Here is a 20,746-nt window from a genome sequence, read left to right as displayed (position 1 = left end):
CCATTCATTTTCTTATATAACTCGAATTAAAATAATACAAACAATCCATATAAAGAGAAACAGAAACGTCATGGACCATTTATGTTCTTGCATCGTTCGTTTCAACGCCTGTGATAATTGTGTCATATTCATTTCTGCAAGTGCTCTCCATACACTTGCATCCCGCTCTTTAACTGTGCGATCCGTGACACTAATTAAAATGGTTTCATTAGATAATTTCGTTATATACGCAGTAATAACCGTTACCATTAAATTTATATTTCCTTCTGACGAATCACTCTCCACGTTAGAAAGAAGTGCACTTACATCTAGTAACGGAATATGTACCTTTCTACCAAATGATAGTTGTACTTCAGCGAAATCATACGTTCCATCTAACAAAGGCAGTTCTTTTATATGTGCCTGTTTCACAAGCCCTTGCAAGCTTCTCATTATTTGTTCATATATTTTTTCGGTTTGCTTTCCTTCTCCAGATAGCGTGTGTAACTTTTTAAAAAGTTGTAACACTGTATCCATCTCTTTAGAAAGCATTTCCTTCACAATCTTTCCGTCACCTAAGCTAGCAAGTAAAATTCCGATTTCATTATTTTTCATAATGATTTTGGAATGCCCAGTAAACACTAGGTTACTACCTTTTCGTTCTTTTTGAATCTCATGTTCTGAAATAGCTGCAGGCTGTTTTAATGGTTGTAGCGTCTTATTTTCAATTGTCGTACGTTTAATTTCCATTTAAGCGCCTCCACTACGGTGAAATAATTAGCCCCATTCTTTATTACTCTTTAAAACTAAAAACAATACGAATAACCCTGACATAATCGCAAACACATTAGAAGCTTGTACTCCTTGTTCGCCATTGTCTTCCTTTTTCTTTTGTGGTTCTTCTATTTGTTCTTTCTTTTTCGAAACAACTCCATTGTCATTTCTACTTTTTTTCTCTTTGTGGGCCTTTCCATCACTTACCACCTTATGATCCTTCAATGGCTCTTTTATAAAGTAAGTAATATCTTCGTTCTCTTTCAGCGGCTCTTTTATAAAATCGTTTATTTTCTCTTCTTGCTTCGGAATTTGGACAACTGGCGGGTTTTCTTCCTGTAGCGGAACCTCTTCTTTCGAGTCTTCCTGCTTCTCAGGTTCTTTCTTATCTTCTAATTTATCTTCTTTCTCTCGTTCTTCTACCTTGTTATCCTCTTCTGTTTTTTTCTCCAAAACAGAAACGATATACTCACTTGCCTCAACCAATTTATTGCCGGCCGCATCCACTATTTCTACAAGTAGTTCGTATGTGCCGATTGGCAACGCATCCGTTATTTCAAATACTTTTTGCCATTCCATATCGTGCTTATTGTAATCTAATAAAATTGTAATCTCTTTATTATCTTTCCCTTTTAATGTAACTCGAACTTCTTTCACAACCGATTCTGCGTCTGCCGCCTTCACTCGTACATGCATAGGATCGCCTTGTTTTCGTTCAATTATGTTACCCTTCGCCTCGTCAACAGTAACTTTATGCAACTTCGGCAACTCTTTATCTATTGTTGGTGTTTCATTATTTATACGAATAAGAGGAACTTTCACTTCATTTTCTATAAGCTCTTCTTTCTCATTTTCTTTATAACTTTGAACAAGCTGCAGGTTCCAATCACCTTGCAAATCAAAAATCCCGACCTTATAGTTAGCAATCCATCGCTTCGTTTCTTCTTCATAGTTAAAAGATAGTATTCTTTCTTGCTCATACAGATCGCTGTTTTTTGGCAACTGCAACATACCTTTTAGACTTTGAATATTTGTCTCTTTTGGCTCTACAATAATCCGAACTTCTTCGCCAACCTGTAATTCTGGCTTATTTACTGTAATAACCCCTTGATCCGTCTCTATCTTTTTTTCGGTTTCTTGTTCATTTTTTGCTTCTTGTTGTTCCTCTTTATCTTGCTTCATTTCCACTTGCTCTGGCTGTTCTTGAACTTCCTTGTTTTCTTCTTGCACATTCACTTCATTTATATTTTGATCTGGCATATTTTGCTCTTCTGCCTGACTTTGCAATGGGAAGAGCAAGCACACATGTATGCATAGCCAGCAAATTAGAAAAAACTTTACGTTTTTCATCCGCCTGTTCAAACTCCTATTTCAACGCCTTATAGTGATTTCGTCACTTTCACTCCGAAAAATCCATCTACATTTACAAGTTCACCATATGCCACCAATACATCATTTACATAAATTCGAATTGGTTCATCAATATCTTCATCTAATACAACGGCTTCATTTTCTTGTAAACTTAATATATCTTGAATTGTTTTCACTGTACTTCCAAATACAAATTTAACGTTCATTTCTACATTTTGTAGAATGGATGTATCCATATACACTGGCTCAATTTGTTTCACTTCTTTAAATTCAATCGGTTGTACAACAGGTTCTACAACCTCTTCTTCTATTTCTTCCTCAGCAATCTCTTCTTCTTCTGCTTCCACCATTGGATATAGCAGTCGTCTTACCATTTCTTTCGCTTCTGAAATTGGTAAAATTTGATACATTTTTGATTGAAGTAGGTCGCCGATTTCAAGATTAAACGTAATTTGGACAAGCTCATCCACTTCCATTGCTTCTCCCAAATATTCCATCTCTTCTTTTAATGTGACAAATTTAACGTCTGGCGGCGTCATATCCATTTTTTCTTTAAACATTTCTGACATCGCTGTTGCAGCATGCCCCATCATTTGGTTCATGATTTCTTTAATACCGCTCAGTTCTAATTCACTAAGCTCTTTCTCTGGATCAATCTCTCCCGTTCCCATCATCATTAAATCTACCATTGTCAAAGCAACATCTTTCGTAAATACGAATACGTTCTCATTTTTCAGGCCTTCAACAAAATCAACATTTAAAATAACAAAAGGAACTGGTACTCCGTCATAATGACGCACATTAATCGCTTCTACATTTGGTGTACTAATCGTAACCGGTTGATTTAATAGCGTTGACAATACCGTTGAGGCTGAACCGATTGAAATATTTGCAATCTCCCCAAGTACATCTTTCTCTTCTTGCGTTAACTGCTCTTTTTCAACATGTTCTTCTACAATCTCAGCTTCCACTACTTCTACCGGCTCATCTTGCTCTTCCGCCTCACCAGACAATTGTAGTAATTTATTTATCATCTGTTTCGTATGTTCAACTGGAACAATTTGTACAAGTTTAGAGTTTACAAGATTATCTATTTTAAGGTCAAATGACACTTTAACAACCGTGTTATTTCCAGTTATTCCAGAGATTTTCTCCATCTCTTCTGATAGCTTTACAACTTTAATTGTCGGCGGAGACATGTCTACTGTATCTTGGAAGAATTCCGACATAGACGTCGCTGCGAATCCCATCATTTGGTTCATCGCTTCTTGTACAGCACTGAGCTCTAATTCGCCAAGCTCTTTCCCTTCTTCCACTTCACCTGTCCCCATCATCATTAAATCAGCAATCGATAAAGCAACATCTTGCTGAAGGACAAGTAAGTTCTCCATATCTAACCCTTTTGTAAAATGAATGTTTAATACAACATGAGGAACCTCAACATCACTTGTATCATATAAGTCCACTAACTCTACATGAGGAGCAGTTATACTTACTTGCCTATTTAAAATTGTTGATAATACTGTCGAAGCTGAGCCAAATGATATATTTGCGATTTCGCCAAGAATATCACATTCTTGAGGCGTTAAAAGCTCCTTTTCTTTATCTAGCACAATTGTGCTCGTATCCCCTTTTGTGTGTTGCTCAGGCATTTTTCCTGCCTCCTCATTTTTGTTTTTCTATTAAATGAATACACTTTAACTCATTCTATTTTAACAAACTTCCTACACTAATTATGAATATGTATTTATTTCCATTTATATATTAATTTTCTTATATTTGCATAGTTCACAAAAAGCTCCCCAATTGTTTACAAGTGGGGAGCTTTCCTTCATTCCTATTATAAACCTTCTGGGTTTAAAATGAGGACCACTCGTCCATCGCCGAGAATCGTCGCGCCAGAGAAATAGTTTGAACTATCTGCAAAGAAGTCGCCTAATGACTTTAAGACTATTTCTCTTTGACCGATAATTGTGTTTACAATAAGTCCATAGCTACGATGTGTATTACGAACAATTAACACAGGAACCATTTGACTATCATATGACCCAAACGCCTCATCTACTGTTTTTTCACCAAATACAGTACTTAAATGCTTCACTTCAATAATTTGATCACGATAGTTTAACACATCTTTTCCTTGTACGGATTGGATGTCTTCTCTCTTAATTCGAATCGCTTCGACAATGTTACCAAGAGGTAGGGCATAGCGCGTGTCATTTGTTTGAACAAGCATGGATTGAATAATAGATAACGTTAACGGAAGTTCAATTCTAAATGTACTTCCTTTTCCTTCCTCTGAATCAATAATCAAATGCCCACCTAGACTATGAATTGTATGTTTTACAACATCTAATCCAACGCCACGTCCTGAAAGATCCGATACTACTTCAGCTGTACTAAATCCTGGTTGGAAAATGAGATCATACACTTCACGATCCGTTAATTTATTTGCCTCAGATTCTGTTACAACACCATTTTTAATCGCTTTTTCTAATACTTTTCCTTTATGAATACCATTTCCGTCATCCGTAATTTGAATAACAACATGATTTCCACTATGAAACGCTTCTAATTTAATCGTACCTGTCTCATTTTTTCCTGCATCACGGCGTTGTTCAACAGTTTCAACCCCATGATCAATCGCATTACGAATTAAATGAACGAGTGGATCACCGATTTCATCAATAACAATTTTATCGACTTCAGTGTCTTCACCTGAAATTTGTAAATCGATTTTTTTCCCTAAATCTTTCGCTAACATACGTACCATACGAGGGAAACGATTGAAAACAGTTTCTATCGGTACCATACGCATATTTAATAGTACATTTTGAATATCTTTTGAAATATCACCTAATCGATTTAAATGCTCAATTAACTCCTTGTTTTGAATCGTTTGTGCCAATTCATCAATACGCCCACGTTCAATTACACTTTCTTCAAACATGTTCATTAATCGTTCGATTTTCTCTAATTGAACACGAATGGAACGATTCTCACCTTTAGCATTTTTCGTTTTTGCAGCGCTTTTCGTTGTCGTAGCACTTGCTGGTTGCTTTGCTGCCTCCATAGGGGCTTCGACCTGCGTAACTACATCCGATTGGATCATTTCTTCTATAGCAAACTTCGAATCTACTTCCTGTAAAGATTCTCCTTGTTTCACTAGTACTTTCTCAATTTCAGAAACATGAAGCACTACCTGTTTTAATTCTTCTACGCTACGATCCGTATTCATAAATACTGTGAACTCAAATCCGAAAGCATCCGCTTCGATTTCTTCAATACTAGGAACTGTTTTTTGTATATCACCTATATTTTGCAGCGCTTCAATACACATAATGGCACGTACTGCTTTTAAAATAGCTTGCTGTTCAACTGTTATATGCACTTCATGCGAAACTGCATCATTATTTATAGGTTCTTGCTCAATATATTCCGCAGGAGTTTCTACATTGCCATTCAATAATGCTTCTAATTTCTGCTTAGTTGTAATTACATCAATATTGCCCATTCCGCCTTGTTGCACATCTGCAACCATCTTCTCCAAATTATCAATGCACTCAAAAATCACATCAATAATATTCGCATGTACTACTATATTCCCATGACGAATTTCATCTAAAACGTTTTCCATTTTATGCGTTAAATCCGCCATTTCCGTAAATTCCATACTCGCAGACATACCTTTGAATGTATGGGCTGAACGGAATATTTCTCCTACTACACCCATATCAGCAGGATTCTGTTCTAAAATTAACACATTTTCATTTAGCGACTGCAAATGTTCTTCCGATTCTTCAAAAAATATATTTAACAGATCTGTTTGCATTTTCATCCCCTACCTGTCTAACAAACATTTCATTTATGTATAACAATTTAGTGTTTTAAAACAAGAAAAAAGGGGGCCACACATCTTTCCGTTATCACTGTTTTGATTCCTTGTGGCACCCCTTTTATATTAGCTATTTGCTACTTTTGTTAAAGCTTCGATTACACGATCTGCTTGGAATGGCTTTACAATAAAGTCTTTTGCTCCACCCTTAATTGCATCTAATACCATACCTTGTTGTCCCATTGCTGAACAAATAACAACCTTTGCACTTGAATCAATTTTCATAATTTCTTTTAATGCTTCAAGTCCGTCCATTTCTGGCATAGTAATATCTAATGTTACAATATCAGGTTGAAGTTCTTTATATTTTTGAATCGCTTCTACTCCATTCTCTGCTTCTCCGATAACCTCAAATTCAGAATTACTTTTTAATAAGTTTTTAATCATCGTTCGCATAAACATTGCATCGTCTACAACTAAAATTTTATGTGCCATTCTATTTGTTTCTCTCCTTCTATGTATAAATATATCTTAATATTTCACCTTATCATTCTCACTCATTATACAAAATAAAACGATAAAATTTAATATTTTTTTAAAAGAATTTCTGTATTTTTATTATTTTATTACTAAAATAAAAATATACTATTCTTTAATATAAATGACAACGCGACGGTTTTTCTCCCAATTTTGCGGTGAATCATTTGGTACGACTGGTTTTGTGTCTGCATATCCGACCGCAGCTAACCTTTTATCCTCTACATTATACACTTCAATTAAATGGTGGATCATATTAGCCGCCCTCGCTGAAGATAACTCCCAATTAGAAGGGAACTTCTCGTTATGGATCGGTCTACTATCAGTATGCCCCTCCACAACAATCGGGTTTGGTACAGATTGAAAAAACCCGACTAATTGACTAATGATCTCTTTCGCTTCAGGTTTAACGTTCGCATCACCCGTATCAAATATTAAATTATCTACTATAACGACGCTCACTCCTGTATCTTCTCGGTATACATTCACTTGACTAATACCGTTACTATCTACATATGCTTTTAACTTTTTGTACAAGTCATCCATTCGCTTTTTCGAAATCATTTTCTCATCATTTTTTTCATGTGAAATATCTGGTATTGTATTTTCCATCACTTTTGCATCAACTTGCTCCACGTCACTAAACTTTTCAAGCATCTGTGATAATTTTACTGTATCTTGCTTTGATGTAGCAACTAGTAATACAAAGAAAGTTAATAATAACATCGTTAAATCTGTAAAAGTCGTCATCCAACGAGGCGATCCCTTTTGCGGTCGTTTCATCATAACCATAACACTCCTTGCAATATTAGGCTGCTCGTTTTACTTTTTTCATCTTTGTTTCATATACATATGTATCTAGTTTCAGCTTTAATTTAGAAGGAATTTGTCCACGATACAATTCTGAAATTGCTTCAATAACAAACTTCTTCTCTGTATATAAATCTTCAATACCACGATACACTTTTTCAGCAAGAGGGATTGCAATCATATTTGCAAGTACTGATCCATACAATGTCGTTAACATCGCAACTGCCATCCCTGTACCAATTTGTGATGTGTCTTGCAAGTTTTGAAGCATAATAATAAGACCGATTAAAGTCCCTATCATGCCCCAAGCTGGAGCGAAATCACCAATTTTATCTAATAATGTCGCTCCCTTTCGTAACTCATACACTTCCGTTTCAACATCTTTCATTAATACTTCTTTTAATTCCTCTTCATCATAACCACTTAACATAAGTTGAATTCCTTTTTGAATAAAAGGATTGTCTACTTGCTCTCCATCAACTTCTAAAGAAAGCAATCCGTGTTTTTTAGACTTTTTCGAAAAATCAACAAACAAATCCGTTAACTGTTCCAAATCTTCTTCTCTTCTATGTAAAACAGTAAAAATACTTTTCGTATATTTTTTTATTTCTCCAAATCGATACGCCACAACAATTGTCGCTGTAGTTCCCCCTATGACAATTAAAATAGATGAAACATCTAAAAAGTTTTTAAAAGCTTTTATTCCGCCGCCGCCAATCATAATTGCCGCTATTACTATGGCAAAACCTACTATAATGCCAACTGGGCTAGAAATGTCAAACTTCCTTTTTCTTCTTTGTGGTCTAGCAAATCCTTGATTTTCGTCTCCCATATCCCTGCCCTTTCCTTTTCATTTTTATAAAACATTTTTTTATTTTAATAATGCGTTTTCACATATAATGCTTATTATACGCTTATCATCTATTTATCGCAATATACTCATAAAATTGACACATTTCATTTCCATATTAGAATTATAGTATGGAAATATGAGGAGGATTACAATGGAACATAACATTTTACAAGTCATTGCACTAGCAGAAAAACTAAAATATGAAATGCGACATAGCTGGCTTTCTAATGGACGTCAAGAAAGTGTTGCTGAACATACGTGGCGCATGTCTCTAATGGCCATTTTAGTTGAGCCTTATTTAGATCAAAAAGTAAACATTGAAAAATTACTTAAAATGGTTATTATTCACGACTTAGTCGAAGCTGAAGCTGGTGATATTCCTGCTTTTGATACAATGAATAGTCATGAATTACAATTACAAAAACAAAAAAATGAGCAAGAAGCCATTTTAAATATTAAACGAACATTAAAAGGTTCTCTCGGTGAGGAATTATATGATTTATGGATGGAGTTCGAAGCAAAAGAAACGTACGAAGCAAAAGTAGCTAACGCCCTTGATAAGCTTGAGGTGAAAATCCAGCATAATGAAGCTGATATTGATACGTGGCTACCAATTGAGCATAAAATGACATTCCAAGTAGCAAAGCATACAAACTTTGATTCTTTCCTGTCTAAATTACAAAAAATGATTGAACAAGATGGTGAAAAGAAATTACTAGCTGCCGGCATTGACGTGGAAGCTTGCAAACGATAATGAAAAGACACTCAATTTGAGTGTCTTATTTCATTATCGTTGATACAGCCTGCTTGTAAATCAGTTGTTGTTTCCCATCAACTAACATTAAAACGGTAAATTTGTCTATTGCAACAACTTCTCCTACTATTCTAACGCCACTCTTTAAAAAAATTGTAACAATACCTTTTTCTTCTTTTATTTGTTTATATAGCTCTTCTTGTAAATGTTCCAAATACTTTTCTCTCCTTTTTCGCAAAATATCTTAATATAAAAAACTACAAATTATTTATGTGCTTTATCTTTTACATTCATAAACTTATTAATAAGTATATCTAAATCCCGGCTAAATAACAAAACTTTATCATGTTCCAATCCATGTCTAGCAACAAGTTGAATTAGCTCTTTCTTTTTGTTTTCTATTTTATTGTGTAATTTTCCCATCTCCATCTCTTTACTAAAACTCCCTTTTCCCATAATATTACTTGTAAAATTATAGTACAAATCCTCTCATAAAAAAATATAAAAATGGTTTTTTTTACAATTTTTATATTTTTTTATGAAGAAATAGCAAAATATATAACGATTTCTTCACATATCCCTAGCTCAATATACAATCAAAATGACCATACAGGCGTTTGTCTAATTACAAAAGAGACTGGCTCCTTTTCCATACAAAAAACATACTGTATATAGTAGTCCATGAATTATATAGATTAACTTACTCAAAAGGAGGAAAACATATGAGCTATGGTGGAAGTTGCGCTGGTTTCGGCGGTGGATTTGCTTTGCTTATCGTACTATTCATCCTTCTAATCATCATCGGATGTAGCTGCTGGGGTGGCGGCGGATACGGATACTAATATATCCTATCCTTAACAAATGAACGAAAAACTATACGAAAACAGCTCATATTTGAGCTGTTTTTTCATACTTTCGTATGAAGTGATATCCCTCTTTTTTGCGATTTCAACTAATTACAAAACGTTTACGATGAAATTAAGAAATACTTTACTAAGGAGGATTACAATGATTAAAGGTCTTTACGAAGCACATTTACCTGTCCGCAACTTAGAGATATCTATACCTTTTTATGAATCACTTGGACTGAAATTATATAAAAGAGGAGATGATATTGCTTTCTTTTGGATTAAAGAAAATGAAAGTTGGCTCGGCCTTTGGGAAGGCACAGAATACAAAGTTAATTATCATCCCTCTTTACGACACATCGCCTTTCAAGTAAGCTTACATGATTTAGAAAATGCGATTCATTGGCTAACTCAAAAAGGCATTTCAGCACGAAAAGATTTCGGAATGGAACCAATTGAACCGATTGTTTTTCCAGAATTAGCGCATGCCGCCGTATACTTTAACGATCCTGATGGAAATAGTTTAGAATTGATTGCTCAATTACCTGTTGGACTTCCTACAGCGGAAAAAGTGTATTTAAGTGAGTGGAAAAAACAAGTTCAAGCATCATCATTACATAAAGATTAATCTTGTTATGTCAGTTTCTTATTCTACACTTCTAAAAACAAATAATAACTTCAAAAAACTATTTTACGGTCAAACGTTAAGTGTACTTGGAGATTGGTTTCATACTGTAGCTTTAGTAACATTCGTCTATAGCATAACGGAATCTCCGTTTATGATTGCACTCACCTTTATAAGTAAAGGATTACCTCAACTTCTGCTTAGTCCATTCATAGGCGGCGTTGTAGATCGTTTTTCTAAAAAGAAGATTCTGATTTTTACCGATATTTTACGAGGTATGATCGTCCTCACTTACTTATTTGCACTATATAAAATTGAGATTATTTTCATTTCTAATATATGTTTAGCTGTACTTTCTTGTTTATTTGAGCCGGCTAAACAAGCAACCTTAAAAAATACCGTACACCAAGATCATTTCGTAACTGCTAACTCTCTTTCTAGTATAATGAATAGTTTTATGTCTATTATGGGGGCTTCTTTAGGCGGAATCCTTGCACAATCTTTACATATTGAGTTCGCTTTTTTAGTTAATAGCCTGTCATACTTTATTTCAGCCTATTTTATTTATAATATGAGCGCCCCTTCTAATGATACTTGTAATAAGAAAAAAGCATTTTTTACTGATATAAAAGATGGTTATACGTACATATTACAAACAAAAATCATTTTAACCTTAATTCTTGTCGGCATTTCATGGGGCATGATTGGAGGTGCTTATCAGCTACTTCTAACGATCTATGCCGAAAAAATTTTTCACACGAATATCGGAATTTTATATACGGTTCAAGGGGCTGGGCTTATGATGGGAAGTCTCCTCGTTAATCTTTATACGTCTCATAATAAAGAAAGAATGAAAAAAGCATTTGGCTGGGCCTACTTCCTACAAGGAATTTTCTTTCTTGGATTCATTTTATCCGATCAGCTTATTGTCGGTATTATTACATTGCTCTGTATGCGCATAGCAGGAGGAATCATCGTTCCACTTGATACGACATTACTTCAAACTTACACGAAGGACAATATGGTGGGTAAAGTTTTTTCACTCCATTATTCCATTTACGGATCTCTTATTCAGTTATCTATGTTTTTTACAGGAGCGCTTTTAGAAATTCTTTCTCCGCAAGTTATCGGTACCTTGTTAGCTATATGCTGTATTTTTGTTAGTTTTATATGGCTGTTCTTGTATTACCGCGGGAAACTGAGTGAAGAATCCACTATCACTTAATAGCATGTTTAATACATGCTATTTTTATTTTTGTCGAAATTCAAAGGAAAAAGGCGATTTATTTTCCTTACGTTCTAATTTTTTAGAATATACAATAAATTTAGATTATAAGAAAGGAGATGTCATAATGTTTGACGATAGACTTACTATTTCAGCTGAGCAGCAGAAGCTCATTTCTAACGCAACTCGCATTCAAATTCTTCACCTTTTAAAAGACGAAGCACTCACTGCAAAGCAAGTAGCTACTAAACTAAATAAATCTGCTGGTAGCGTACATTATCACGTTCAAATTTTATATGATGGAGGGTTACTTGAATTAGTAGACACGAAAGAGAAACGAGGAATTATTGAAAAATATTACAAGGCAAAATCTGCTCATTTCTATATTGAAGAAAGCGGCACAGAGGGAACGAATACAGGTAGTCATATTGTATCTCATTTATTTTTAACTCCAGAGGAATTACAACAGCTTACGTGGGAAGTTTCACAAGTTTTATTACGCTGGGAAAACAAAACCGCTCGTCAATCAAACTCCGAAGAGGAATACGCTATTTCCTGCAAGATTAAAAAACAATGAAAGAAAGGTCCAGCTGCTCATGAAAAATAAATTATTATTATTGTCGGGAACAGGAATTTCTCGTTTAGGTGATTTTATGTATCTCATCGCCCTAAACGTAATGGTGTTAAATAGCACAAACTCCCCTGCTGCTGTAGCAGGATTATGGATTGTAGGTCCAATTGCGACCGTTGTTACAAAAATATGGTCTGGTAGCATAGTAGATCGATTAAACAAACGGTCTATTATGCTCATCACAGATATAATTCGTGCAGCTCTCATTGGCTGTATTCCACTATTTGATTCTATTTGGGCCATTTATATTTTTATCTTTTTAACTCGCATCGCTACATCATTTTTCGATCCAGCATCATTTTCTTATAGAACAATGCTCATACGAGCTGAAGAACGCGCTCAATTCAATGCTTGGAATAACTTTTGTACAAGCGGGGCTTTTATTATCGGTCCAGCCCTTGCTGGAATACTTCTCACCACGCACTCAGCATCCTTTGTTATTTACTGCAACTCACTTTCCTTTCTACTTTCTACTATTCTCATTTATTTCTTGCCAAACATTACATTACAAACAAAGCAAAACGAAGAAGTTGCAAATACTTTCGTACAAACATTACGAAGTGATTTGAAACAAGTTTTTTCATTCGCTCGAACGGAAACTTACATCATTCTCATTTTCGTTTTATTTCAAGCTACTATGCTTGTTTCTATGGCGCTCGATTCACAAGAAGTTGTATTCACAAAACAAGTACTGTTTTTATCCGACATGGAATATAGCATGCTTGTTAGTATAACTGGTGCTGCATATATTTTCGGTTCATTTCTTGTTTCTCTCTTTGCTAAACGATTACCGATTCAACATTGTATCGGATTCGGTATGTTTTTTACAGCAATAGGTTATGTAATTTTCGCCTTTTCAAATTCATTTATAGTCGCGGCAGGCGGTTTCATTTTACTTGGCATTTCTTCATCATTTGCTGGTACTGGCTTTATCACATTTTATCAAAATAACATCCCAGTTCATATGATAGGACGTATTGATAGCGTATTTGATTCTATAAAAAATTTCATCCAAATCTTTTTCATTTTAGCAATTGGGGCATCCGCACAATTTCTTTCCGTTCAAATTACTGTAATCATTAGTTCATTACTCATTCTTCTCCTTTCCTGTTTATTAGCAATCCGGGTAATGACACCTTCCCGAGAAAAATATTTTAAGGCTACAGGGTCATCATTGGAATATTAAATGCATCATAAAAAGCGGCTATTTAGCCGCTTTTTTCCCATTTTAAAGGACAGTAAGCCCTCACTGATTTAAGTTTCACTTTATGTTAAAATATGTATTGGATTTGATTATGTAGGAGGGCTATTTTGGAGATTATATTCATTTTCATATGTATTATATTAGTAGCTTCTATTTTACAAACAAGTACAGGTTTTGGCTTTTCTATTATGGCAACACCTTTCTTACTCATGCTATTTCTACCACAAGAAGCTATTCAAATAAATATTATTTTATCATTAATTATTTCCATATCACTCATTTGGAAAATAAGAACAGACATTGATTTTATTCTACTGAAAAGATTAATTTTCGGAAGCATAGTTGGTGTTCCGTTTGGTATTATCATTTTCACTTCCATTAACATCAACACATTTAAATTAGCAATTAGCATCCTGCTCTTACTATTAACGTTGATGCTAATATGCAACTTTAAGATTCAATCAACAAAATCTAGAGATTTCATAGTTGGCGGATTATCTGGTCTTTTAACGACAAGTATCGGTATGCCAGGACCACCTCTGTTGCTTTACTTTACAGGAACGGATACGAAAAAAGAGAAATTGAGAGCAACCACTTTAGCTTTTTATCTATTTATATATTTCATTAGTCTACTAACTCAAATACTCTTTACTGGTACAAATAAAACAATTTGGGAATCCAGTTTTTATGCTATTCCAATCGTATTTCTAGGTTTGTATATAGGTCAAATTATTTTCAAATGGCTTAATCAACGGATTTTCAAAATATTTACGTATATCCTTTTAAGTTGTACAGGTATGTATCTTCTTATTGAGAGTTTACATTTGTTATAAGTAAGTTTTTCAATATAAAAGATGCTTTATATTATTACGTGTGGTGGAGTAGTCTACATCGAAAAAAAACATATTTTAGAGCTACAAAATCATAAATAAAATACTAACTAAACGATAAAAAGCGGCTATTATGCCGCTTTTTATATTCACATTAAATATTTTAAAACTAAAATCCCACCTATTACTATTACAAAGACATTGAAAAAAATCATCCAACGTTTTTCAAATTCCTTATATCTCTCTTCTTTCACTCCATATTGTTTTAGTTTTTCAATTAAAATTGTTAATTTTTGATTATACTCTTCACTTCCTAATTGTATATAATTGTTATTTATTTTAATTCCATATACATTTTTCATTTTTTTATGTTGCGAAACTGCTTGAATTGAGTTTATTAGTACATTGTATTCATTCAACTTTTTAAAATAACAATCTAACGCTACAATTTGTAACCTTGTATTAGTTAAAACAATGTAATAATAAAAAGTAGCACCTGCCGTGAATATATTCGGTATAACTTTAGAATTAACAAATCCTCCTTCTTCCACTAATATTTCACACTCGATTTCTTCTCCTTCTTGTAACTCTTTCCGAACTGATTCTTCCAACATTTGCACCGTTAATTTCTTCAATAATTCCCCGTTTTTCACATAATACTTATCTACATTTATAGACTCATTCGCTTCTTGCTCTAAACGTGCAATTTCTTCCTCTGAATATTGGAGCTCATTTAACATAGATAATAATCTTTTATCCATATTACACACTCCCTTTCCACAGTTTTTGGAGTTTTTTCTTCCCACGAGAAATTCTATTGTATATATAATCTGCCGTCACTTTTAATTCTTTCGCAATATCGTCAATGGAATATCCATCAATATACCTCTTCAAAAAGATATATCGATCTTTCTTATTTAAATCTTGAACTATTTCCATAATCTCTTCTTCTTGTTCTATTTCATACCTATCATGAATACCTGTATCTATTTCTACGTCTTTATCGATTTTATTCTCTTTATATATTTTCTTTTTATATTCCAATGCCTTTAATTTAGTAATACCAATCATCCAAGATTTTAAGTTTCCCTTTTCTGTATCAAATTGTTCGATATGAAACCAAATGACAGTAAATACATCGTTATAACAATCATCCACATATTGTTTCTCCATAGGGGTACTTAATGATTTATGAATAATGTATAAAATTAACTTTCCATATTGATCAATTACTTCTTTCAAAGCATCTTGATCACGTTTTTTCATAGCTATAATTAAATCCTCTTCAGAATCGAAAATCATAAACATCTTCCTTCCTCAATTCCCCTTTAGCAGCTGCCTTTACTTACTATTGGTATTTCATTCTCATTTTCTATCACTTTTGTAAAAATTTCTTAATTTTTATTTCTATGTATAATGATAACAAATAAAATACCTAAGTTCAGAAAGGAGTATCTACATTCTGAACTTAGGTATTAACAATTAAATTATTCACTTATACTAACGTTTCATCACAAACCTCTGTTACATTTTTAAAATATTGCAAGTTCTCCTTCGCTTCAGCTTCATTAAATAAATTGAGCTGCTTCATTATTTCAGCAGCAAATTCAACGTACGCAGATCCTACCGCTGTTATTATTTTTCCATCAACGGTTATATCTTTATTTTGTTTATATTCCCATTTATGTAAATGCGCTAATTGTTTTTCATCTGGTGTTAATGATGTTGAGAATTCCTTCTTATTAAGTACTCCTGCTGCATGTAGTAAAGATGTCCCTGCACAAATACCCGCTATCCATTTATTTTGCTTATGTAATTCGTTCACGATAGATAACAACTTTTCATTTTCTAAATGGTCAAAAATATGCCCTCCTGGTACGATAAGCACTTCATAGTCCGCTACTTCAATAAGTTCGATAGAAACATGTGGTTGACACAAAAAACCACCTTCTCCTGTAACTGTTTTGCCGTCTATTGTTGCTGTTATTATTTCGAATTCCTTACTTATTAAAAATAAACTCGCTATATTCACTTCAAATTCTGCAAATCCATCAAATAAAAAGATTAATGCTTTTTTCATATTATCTCCTCCCCCTATACTTATTCGAAGACAATCATATTTCTCCTCCAAAAAAGGCAGACCTGCATACAGGTCTGCCTTTTTACTCATTTCTTATTAAATCCTTTTTCACTTAAAAATTCTTTCATATGCATTCTTTTTTCTTTAGCCATAAACGAACTCATTGATTCCGTCCATGTTACGTTCTTCTTATTTGATGATCTTTCTTTGTAATACGAACTCATCGTTTCATCGTATTCGTTTAATAATTCATCATATTTCTTTTCATCATATCCATTTTCATGAAGGATTGCTGCTACTGGTAAACGCGGTTTCACTCCATGATTTTCATCTGGTACACCAACTGTCATTCCGAATACAGGATATACTTTATCGGGTAGATGAAGCAATTCACTTACTTCTCTCGGATTATTACGAATACCACCAATATAACAAATGCCGTATCCTAACGATTCTGCTGCTAACGCTAAGTTTTGTGCGAAAAGTGAAGCATCTACCGTTGCAACGATAAAGTCTTCTACTCCTTCATGTTTTATCTCTGTACTGTGCTGTTCACACGCTATTTCAAGTCGTTTTAAATCTGCACAACAAACAAAGAATGCTGCGCAGTCTTTCACGTGACGATTTCCGGATAACTCTGCTAGTTTAGCCTTTAGGTCTTGATCTGTTACATATATAACAGAATACGCCTGTACAAAATGTGAGGAAGCGGCATGCTGCGCAGCTTGTACCATTCTTTCTACTACATCTTTCGGGATTGATTCTTCTTTATATTTACGAACTGAAACGTGTTGCTCCATTTTATGTATAATCTCATTCATGAAAAACCCTCCTTTTTTCTCTTCATAATGAAAAATTAACATATCTTTTTTAATATTCACAACTTATAAGCACAAAAAGAGCAATTCTTTTTGAATTGCTCTTTTTAAAACGTCTATTAATACGGTAAATGAAATTTTATCGATATATCGATAAATAACAATAAATTATTTCTTATCTTATTACGCTGTTTTCAAAACTTTAATACCTTTTACGATATTCCAAATGAAGTAATAAATCCCTACAAGAATGAACACCGCATATGTGATCATCATTCCAATTCCAGCACCATCAGATTGATTGAAGCTTAAGCCATATATGCCGGATACTGCTAATCCACCAAATAAAACCGCATACGGGAAAATATGTGACCAAAATGCTTTTTTCGCGTGGTATTTCACTTCATCCTCCGCAACGAAGTATACGATAATTGGCAGTAAAAATGGTGCAAAAAAGATACTAAAGTAACATAGTGAAGATAATATATTATTTCCTTTCATCCGATTCACCTCTAAATATTTTTTGTTATCTTCATTATGTCAGGAATCCATTCCAGAAACTATCGCTTTACCTTTCATAAACATGACATCTTTGTAAGATTTTTATCAAAAATAATCCCGCCTAGATTTCCAGGCGGGATTACTTTTCTCTATATTCGATTCATAAACCAATATTGCGTAATAGCTAAATACTCTCGTATATTCGATGGAATGACAATTCGCTTCGGTGTTTCAGCCGGAAGACCTTCTAATTGTAAACCTTGTTTTGCTGCTATTTTTTTCGCTCTAAACATATGGAAATCGTTTGTTACGATCATTCCTTTTTTCATATCGCTCAAAATTAACGGTTTTGAGAATTTAATATTCTCATCTGTACTTGTTGACTTATCTTCCATAATAATGCGGTCTTCTGCAATTTTTAGTTTCATTAATCCATTTTTCATTGCTAATGCTTCTGAAATATCTTCGCCTTTTCCTTTCCCTCCAGACACAATCGCAATTGTTTTTTCATGTGATTGTAAATACTCAGCTGCTTTATCAATACGATATTGCAATGAGTACGACGGTTTCGTTCCGTTTACTTTCGAGCCTAATACAATTATATAATCCGCATCGTAGGTAGCATTCATTTGCCCATGCTTATAAATGTTATATTGTAAAAATCCCGCATAAACGGCACAAACCATTATAATTCCTATCATATACTTAATTATTTTCTTCTTTCTCATATCCATATACCCCTATGTTCTTTTCTTCTTTCATGATAATATCCATTTATTTGTTTGTATACAGACAAATTCCAATTCACCCTAATTTATCCTCCTGAAAGTAATATTTATATTTTCTTTCGGGAACAGTAAGTACAACTTTGCACGAAGGAGTGTCTCTATTGCTTCTCTTTTTATGTAACGTATCGTTCTTTTTTATCTTATTTTTACTATCACTTAAGATGCTCGGTAAATCTGCTTTAGCACAACTAACTCCTCATGATTTTGGTGCTATTATCTTTTTATCTTATTTAGCTTTTCAGGCCATACCAGTCTCTGGTGCTTTGCAAGCTTTTCTCGGTATGGTCGTTATTACATGTTTGCATTTACTTCTTACAAAATTAAGTTTACTAAACAAACTAAATCGTTTTATTCTTGGACACCCTATCATTTTAATTAAACATGGTGATATTATTTTTGAGAACTTACAAAAAAGTAGATATCCAATTGCTGAACTACTGTCTAACCTTCGCGTCGCAGGATACCCAAGTGTTCATGAAATTGAATATGCTATTTTAGAAGCAAACGGAGCCATTAGTATTTTACCAAAGCGTGAGCTTGTACCATTAACTCCAAAAGATTTGAACATAGATGTTACATATGCCGGATTACCCATTGCCCTTATCGTTGATTCGCAAATTCAATACGATAACTTAAAGTTAATTCATAAGGACGAAAAATGGTTATATAAAGAATTAAAAGAAAAAGGCATCACTAATATTAAAAACGTTGCTTTCGCATCTGTTCAAGAAACAGATGGATCTTTTGCGATTAGTTTAAAAGCATAAAAGAATCCCCTTACTTGTTCAAGGGGATTCTCTTCATTATATTGCTTCTTTCTCTCCCGCCATATTTAATGGAACAGGATGTTTCATACGATTCATCGTAAATACGATAATTGCTGTCAATACTTCAGCTACTGGCATAACAAGCCAAATTCCATTTATCCCAAATAATTTTGGCATAATCCATAATAATGGAATAATAAATAGTAACCCTCGGCTCATTATAATCAGCACTGATTTTGTCGTTTGTCGCACTGATTGGAAGTACTCTCCATACACAATGTTGTAGCCTAAAAATACATATTGGATAAAGAACAAGCTAATACCCGTTAATGTTAACTCCAATAACTCTGGAGATTGGACATCAAATAGACCAATAATATATTTCCCGAAGAATAATCCGACAATTATTGCAATACCACCAAGTACTACCGCAATTTTTACAGCGAACTTTAATCCTTCACGCAATCTTTCTGATAAATTTGCACCGTAATGGAAACTAGCGATTGGTTGCAATGCAGCACCGACACCGAAGAATAATAGTAATGTCATAGCGTGAATACTATTCACCATCGCATAAGAAGCGACTCCTACTTCTCCTGCATATTGAACGAATGCAATATTAAAACCAATCGTTACAATCGCTACTGTACTTTCTGCTGTAAAGCTCGGGAAACCTATGATCATAATTTGTTTAACTGTATCCCATTCAAAATGGAATTTCGTCCATTTTAAAATACTACTTTTTCTAAAGAAGTGCGTTAATAATACAAGGAATCCAATCGCTGCTGAAAGAATAGTCGCTGAAGCAGCACCTGTTACGCCCCATCCAAAGATGAAAATAAAGATATAGTCAAACACTATATTTAATACAGCCGTTACAACTAGACCTGCCATTGCTAAATTAGGATTTCCATCATTTCGTATAAATGTACTTAAAATATTTTCTAAAACGTATATCATTCCAAATGTTAATAATACGTGTAAATAGTCTAACGCATACGGTAAAATCACTTCGTTTGCACCGAATAAGTATGCTATATCTTCTATTCTCCATAAGCAAATCGCTGCTAACACACCTACGATCATTACTGCTACCGTCATAGATTGCGTAAAAATAGACCTTGCTCTTTCTATTTTATTTTCACCTAGAGCAATGGAATATAACGTTGCTCCGCCCATTCCAATCCATAATGAAATAGAGAAGAAAATTGAAAAGGCCGGAATAGCCACGTTTACTCCTGCTAATCCGTTTGCTCCAACTCCCCTACTAATCATAACCGCATCAATCACAATATTAACTGACATTAATACCATTCCAAGAACAGCTGGTATTAAATATGAAATAAATAAACTTTTTATCGGTTTTTCTCTTAACTTTTCTGTTGTTTCCATCATATAAATGCTCCTTTTTTCAATGCTCTGTTCACAGTTTAAACCTTAAAGTTGCTTGAAGGTCAATAGAGAATTAAAAAATAGGTAACTTAATTATTGTGTTTGATGCCAATTTGTTATGATA

24 protein-coding genes are annotated in these 20,746 nt (G+C 33.8%); 8 read left to right on the top strand and 16 right to left on the bottom strand.

The features are described 5' to 3' along the window. Positions 1-12: 12 nt before the first annotated feature. The 7 genes from MR113_RS02085 to MR113_RS02055 form a co-directional block, all read right to left on the bottom strand. The gene (locus MR113_RS02085) at positions 13-729 is read right to left on the bottom strand and encodes a hypothetical protein (protein WP_242250802.1); all 717 of its coding nucleotides are present in this window, start codon (positions 727-729) and stop codon (positions 13-15) included. Positions 730-756: 27 nt separating this feature from the next. Next, the gene (locus MR113_RS02080) at positions 757-2,103 is read right to left on the bottom strand and encodes a transglycosylase (RefSeq protein ID WP_242250801.1); all 1,347 of its coding nucleotides are present in this window, start codon (positions 2,101-2,103) and stop codon (positions 757-759) included. Between the two features lie 29 nt (positions 2,104-2,132). Then, the gene (locus tag MR113_RS02075) at positions 2,133-3,776 is read right to left on the bottom strand and encodes a flagellar motor switch protein (protein WP_242250800.1); all 1,644 of its coding nucleotides are present in this window, start codon (positions 3,774-3,776) and stop codon (positions 2,133-2,135) included. Positions 3,777-3,964: 188 nt separating this feature from the next. Next, on the bottom strand, positions 3,965-5,956 hold the full coding sequence (locus tag MR113_RS02070; protein ID WP_242250799.1) for a chemotaxis protein CheA: 1,992 nt from the start codon (positions 5,954-5,956) through the stop codon (positions 3,965-3,967). Between the two features lie 129 nt (positions 5,957-6,085). Continuing rightward, positions 6,086-6,454: a response regulator gene (locus tag MR113_RS02065; protein WP_000940577.1), complete on the bottom strand. Its 369-nt coding sequence runs from the start codon at positions 6,452-6,454 to the stop codon at positions 6,086-6,088. A gap of 150 nt (positions 6,455-6,604) precedes the next feature. Next, complete coding sequence (locus MR113_RS02060) at positions 6,605-7,282, bottom strand: OmpA family protein (protein ID WP_242250798.1); 678 nt, start codon at positions 7,280-7,282, stop codon at positions 6,605-6,607. Positions 7,283-7,304: 22 nt separating this feature from the next. Then, positions 7,305-8,138: a flagellar motor protein MotP gene (locus MR113_RS02055; RefSeq protein ID WP_097843325.1), complete on the bottom strand. Its 834-nt coding sequence runs from the start codon at positions 8,136-8,138 to the stop codon at positions 7,305-7,307. Positions 8,139-8,310: 172 nt separating this feature from the next. Here MR113_RS02055 and MR113_RS02050 point away from each other — a divergent pair, with 172 nt between their 5' ends. Beyond that, entirely contained in the window at positions 8,311-8,913 is a 603-nt protein-coding gene (locus MR113_RS02050) for an HD domain-containing protein (RefSeq protein ID WP_000400774.1), read from the top strand. A gap of 25 nt (positions 8,914-8,938) precedes the next feature. Here the strand turns inward: MR113_RS02050 and hfq are convergent, their stop codons facing one another. Together hfq and MR113_RS02040 are read right to left on the bottom strand one after the other, a co-directional pair. Beyond that, the gene (gene hfq / locus MR113_RS02045) at positions 8,939-9,127 is read right to left on the bottom strand and encodes an RNA chaperone Hfq (protein WP_000400661.1); all 189 of its coding nucleotides are present in this window, start codon (positions 9,125-9,127) and stop codon (positions 8,939-8,941) included. Between the two features lie 50 nt (positions 9,128-9,177). After that, a complete protein-coding gene (locus tag MR113_RS02040) occupies positions 9,178-9,396 on the bottom strand; it encodes an aspartyl-phosphate phosphatase Spo0E family protein (RefSeq protein WP_242250797.1) in 219 nt (72 codons plus the stop codon). A 239-nt stretch (positions 9,397-9,635) separates the two neighbouring features. Between MR113_RS02040 and MR113_RS02035 the strand changes: the two genes are divergently transcribed. The 6 genes from MR113_RS02035 (at position 9,636) to MR113_RS02010 (ending at position 14,279) form a co-directional block, all read left to right on the top strand. Then, positions 9,636-9,755: a YjcZ family sporulation protein gene (locus MR113_RS02035; protein ID WP_000120179.1), complete on the top strand. Its 120-nt coding sequence runs from the start codon at positions 9,636-9,638 to the stop codon at positions 9,753-9,755. 166 nt (positions 9,756-9,921) lie between these two features. Continuing rightward, positions 9,922-10,389, top strand: a complete 468-nt coding sequence (locus MR113_RS02030; RefSeq protein WP_242250796.1) for a VOC family protein — start codon at positions 9,922-9,924, stop codon at positions 10,387-10,389. A 7-nt stretch (positions 10,390-10,396) separates the two neighbouring features. Beyond that, a complete protein-coding gene (locus tag MR113_RS02025) occupies positions 10,397-11,611 on the top strand; it encodes an MFS transporter (protein WP_242250845.1) in 1,215 nt (404 codons plus the stop codon). Between the two features lie 127 nt (positions 11,612-11,738). Beyond that, positions 11,739-12,188 carry an ArsR/SmtB family transcription factor gene (locus MR113_RS02020; protein ID WP_242250795.1) on the top strand — a complete coding sequence of 150 codons (450 nt, stop codon included), beginning with the start codon at positions 11,739-11,741 and terminating at the stop codon, positions 12,186-12,188. Between the two features lie 19 nt (positions 12,189-12,207). Beyond that, a complete protein-coding gene (locus tag MR113_RS02015) occupies positions 12,208-13,428 on the top strand; it encodes an MFS transporter (protein WP_242250794.1) in 1,221 nt (406 codons plus the stop codon). A gap of 125 nt (positions 13,429-13,553) precedes the next feature. Continuing rightward, a complete protein-coding gene (locus MR113_RS02010) occupies positions 13,554-14,279 on the top strand; it encodes a sulfite exporter TauE/SafE family protein (protein WP_242250793.1) in 726 nt (241 codons plus the stop codon). A gap of 146 nt (positions 14,280-14,425) precedes the next feature. Here MR113_RS02010 and MR113_RS02005 read toward each other — a convergent pair whose 3' ends face one another. The 6 genes from MR113_RS02005 to MR113_RS01980 form a co-directional block, all read right to left on the bottom strand. Further along, on the bottom strand, positions 14,426-15,037 hold the full coding sequence (locus tag MR113_RS02005; protein WP_000361345.1) for a hypothetical protein: 612 nt from the start codon (positions 15,035-15,037) through the stop codon (positions 14,426-14,428). 1 nt (position 15,038) lies between these two features. Then, complete coding sequence (locus MR113_RS02000; protein ID WP_242250792.1) at positions 15,039-15,584, bottom strand: sigma-70 family RNA polymerase sigma factor; 546 nt, start codon at positions 15,582-15,584, stop codon at positions 15,039-15,041. Between the two features lie 187 nt (positions 15,585-15,771). Continuing rightward, positions 15,772-16,356, bottom strand: a complete 585-nt coding sequence (locus tag MR113_RS01995) for a DJ-1/PfpI family protein (RefSeq protein ID WP_242250791.1) — start codon at positions 16,354-16,356, stop codon at positions 15,772-15,774. An 86-nt stretch (positions 16,357-16,442) separates the two neighbouring features. Then, positions 16,443-17,177, bottom strand: coding sequence for an oxygen-insensitive NADPH nitroreductase (nfsA, locus tag MR113_RS01990; protein ID WP_242250790.1), 735 nt, complete (start codon positions 17,175-17,177; stop codon positions 16,443-16,445). Positions 17,178-17,357: 180 nt separating this feature from the next. Then, positions 17,358-17,675 carry a magnetosome magnetite crystal formation protein family gene (locus tag MR113_RS01985; RefSeq protein ID WP_000678049.1) on the bottom strand — a complete coding sequence of 106 codons (318 nt, stop codon included), beginning with the start codon at positions 17,673-17,675 and terminating at the stop codon, positions 17,358-17,360. A 149-nt stretch (positions 17,676-17,824) separates the two neighbouring features. Further along, positions 17,825-18,403: a YdcF family protein gene (locus MR113_RS01980; protein ID WP_242250789.1), complete on the bottom strand. Its 579-nt coding sequence runs from the start codon at positions 18,401-18,403 to the stop codon at positions 17,825-17,827. Positions 18,404-18,564: 161 nt separating this feature from the next. Between MR113_RS01980 and MR113_RS01975 the strand changes: the two genes are divergently transcribed. Beyond that, positions 18,565-19,230, top strand: a complete 666-nt coding sequence (locus MR113_RS01975) for a DUF421 domain-containing protein (protein ID WP_097864589.1) — start codon at positions 18,565-18,567, stop codon at positions 19,228-19,230. Between the two features lie 36 nt (positions 19,231-19,266). Here the strand turns inward: MR113_RS01975 and MR113_RS01970 are convergent, their stop codons facing one another. Continuing rightward, complete coding sequence (locus MR113_RS01970; RefSeq protein ID WP_242250788.1) at positions 19,267-20,622, bottom strand: MATE family efflux transporter; 1,356 nt, start codon at positions 20,620-20,622, stop codon at positions 19,267-19,269. Positions 20,623-20,746 lie beyond the last annotated feature (124 nt).

The organism is Bacillus cereus group sp. BfR-BA-01379, assembly GCF_022663605.1.
Lineage (GTDB): Bacteria > Bacillota > Bacilli > Bacillales > Bacillaceae_G > Bacillus_A > Bacillus_A mobilis.
This window is presented reverse-complemented; position numbering and strand designations above follow the sequence as displayed.

Coding starts and splice junctions, on each gene's coding strand:
- MR113_RS02055 (WP_097843325.1), bottom strand. CDS start 8,138: ATGGGAGACGAAAATCAAGGATTTGCTAGACCACAAAGAAGAAAAAGG.
- nfsA (WP_242250790.1), bottom strand. CDS start 17,177: ATGAATGAGATTATACATAAAATGGAGCAACACGTTTCAGTTCGTAAA.
- MR113_RS01985 (WP_000678049.1), bottom strand. CDS start 17,675: ATGAAAGGAAATAATATATTATCTTCACTATGTTACTTTAGTATCTTT.
- MR113_RS02005 (WP_000361345.1), bottom strand. CDS start 15,037: ATGGATAAAAGATTATTATCTATGTTAAATGAGCTCCAATATTCAGAG.
- MR113_RS02075 (WP_242250800.1), bottom strand. CDS start 3,776: ATGCCTGAGCAACACACAAAAGGGGATACGAGCACAATTGTGCTAGAT.
- MR113_RS02015 (WP_242250794.1), top strand. CDS start 12,208: ATGAAAAATAAATTATTATTATTGTCGGGAACAGGAATTTCTCGTTTA.
- MR113_RS02020 (WP_242250795.1), top strand. CDS start 11,739: ATGTTTGACGATAGACTTACTATTTCAGCTGAGCAGCAGAAGCTCATT.
- MR113_RS02030 (WP_242250796.1), top strand. CDS start 9,922: ATGATTAAAGGTCTTTACGAAGCACATTTACCTGTCCGCAACTTAGAG.
- MR113_RS01970 (WP_242250788.1), bottom strand. CDS start 20,622: ATGGAAACAACAGAAAAGTTAAGAGAAAAACCGATAAAAAGTTTATTT.
- MR113_RS02035 (WP_000120179.1), top strand. CDS start 9,636: ATGAGCTATGGTGGAAGTTGCGCTGGTTTCGGCGGTGGATTTGCTTTG.
- MR113_RS02080 (WP_242250801.1), bottom strand. CDS start 2,103: ATGAAAAACGTAAAGTTTTTTCTAATTTGCTGGCTATGCATACATGTG.
- MR113_RS01995 (WP_242250791.1), bottom strand. CDS start 16,356: ATGAAAAAAGCATTAATCTTTTTATTTGATGGATTTGCAGAATTTGAA.
- MR113_RS02000 (WP_242250792.1), bottom strand. CDS start 15,584: ATGTTTATGATTTTCGATTCTGAAGAGGATTTAATTATAGCTATGAAA.
- MR113_RS02070 (WP_242250799.1), bottom strand. CDS start 5,956: ATGCAAACAGATCTGTTAAATATATTTTTTGAAGAATCGGAAGAACAT.
- MR113_RS01980 (WP_242250789.1), bottom strand. CDS start 18,403: ATGAGAAAGAAGAAAATAATTAAGTATATGATAGGAATTATAATGGTT.
- MR113_RS02025 (WP_242250845.1), top strand. CDS start 10,397: ATGTCAGTTTCTTATTCTACACTTCTAAAAACAAATAATAACTTCAAA.
- MR113_RS02065 (WP_000940577.1), bottom strand. CDS start 6,454: ATGGCACATAAAATTTTAGTTGTAGACGATGCAATGTTTATGCGAACG.
- MR113_RS02050 (WP_000400774.1), top strand. CDS start 8,311: ATGGAACATAACATTTTACAAGTCATTGCACTAGCAGAAAAACTAAAA.
- MR113_RS02060 (WP_242250798.1), bottom strand. CDS start 7,282: ATGATGAAACGACCGCAAAAGGGATCGCCTCGTTGGATGACGACTTTT.
- MR113_RS02085 (WP_242250802.1), bottom strand. CDS start 729: ATGGAAATTAAACGTACGACAATTGAAAATAAGACGCTACAACCATTA.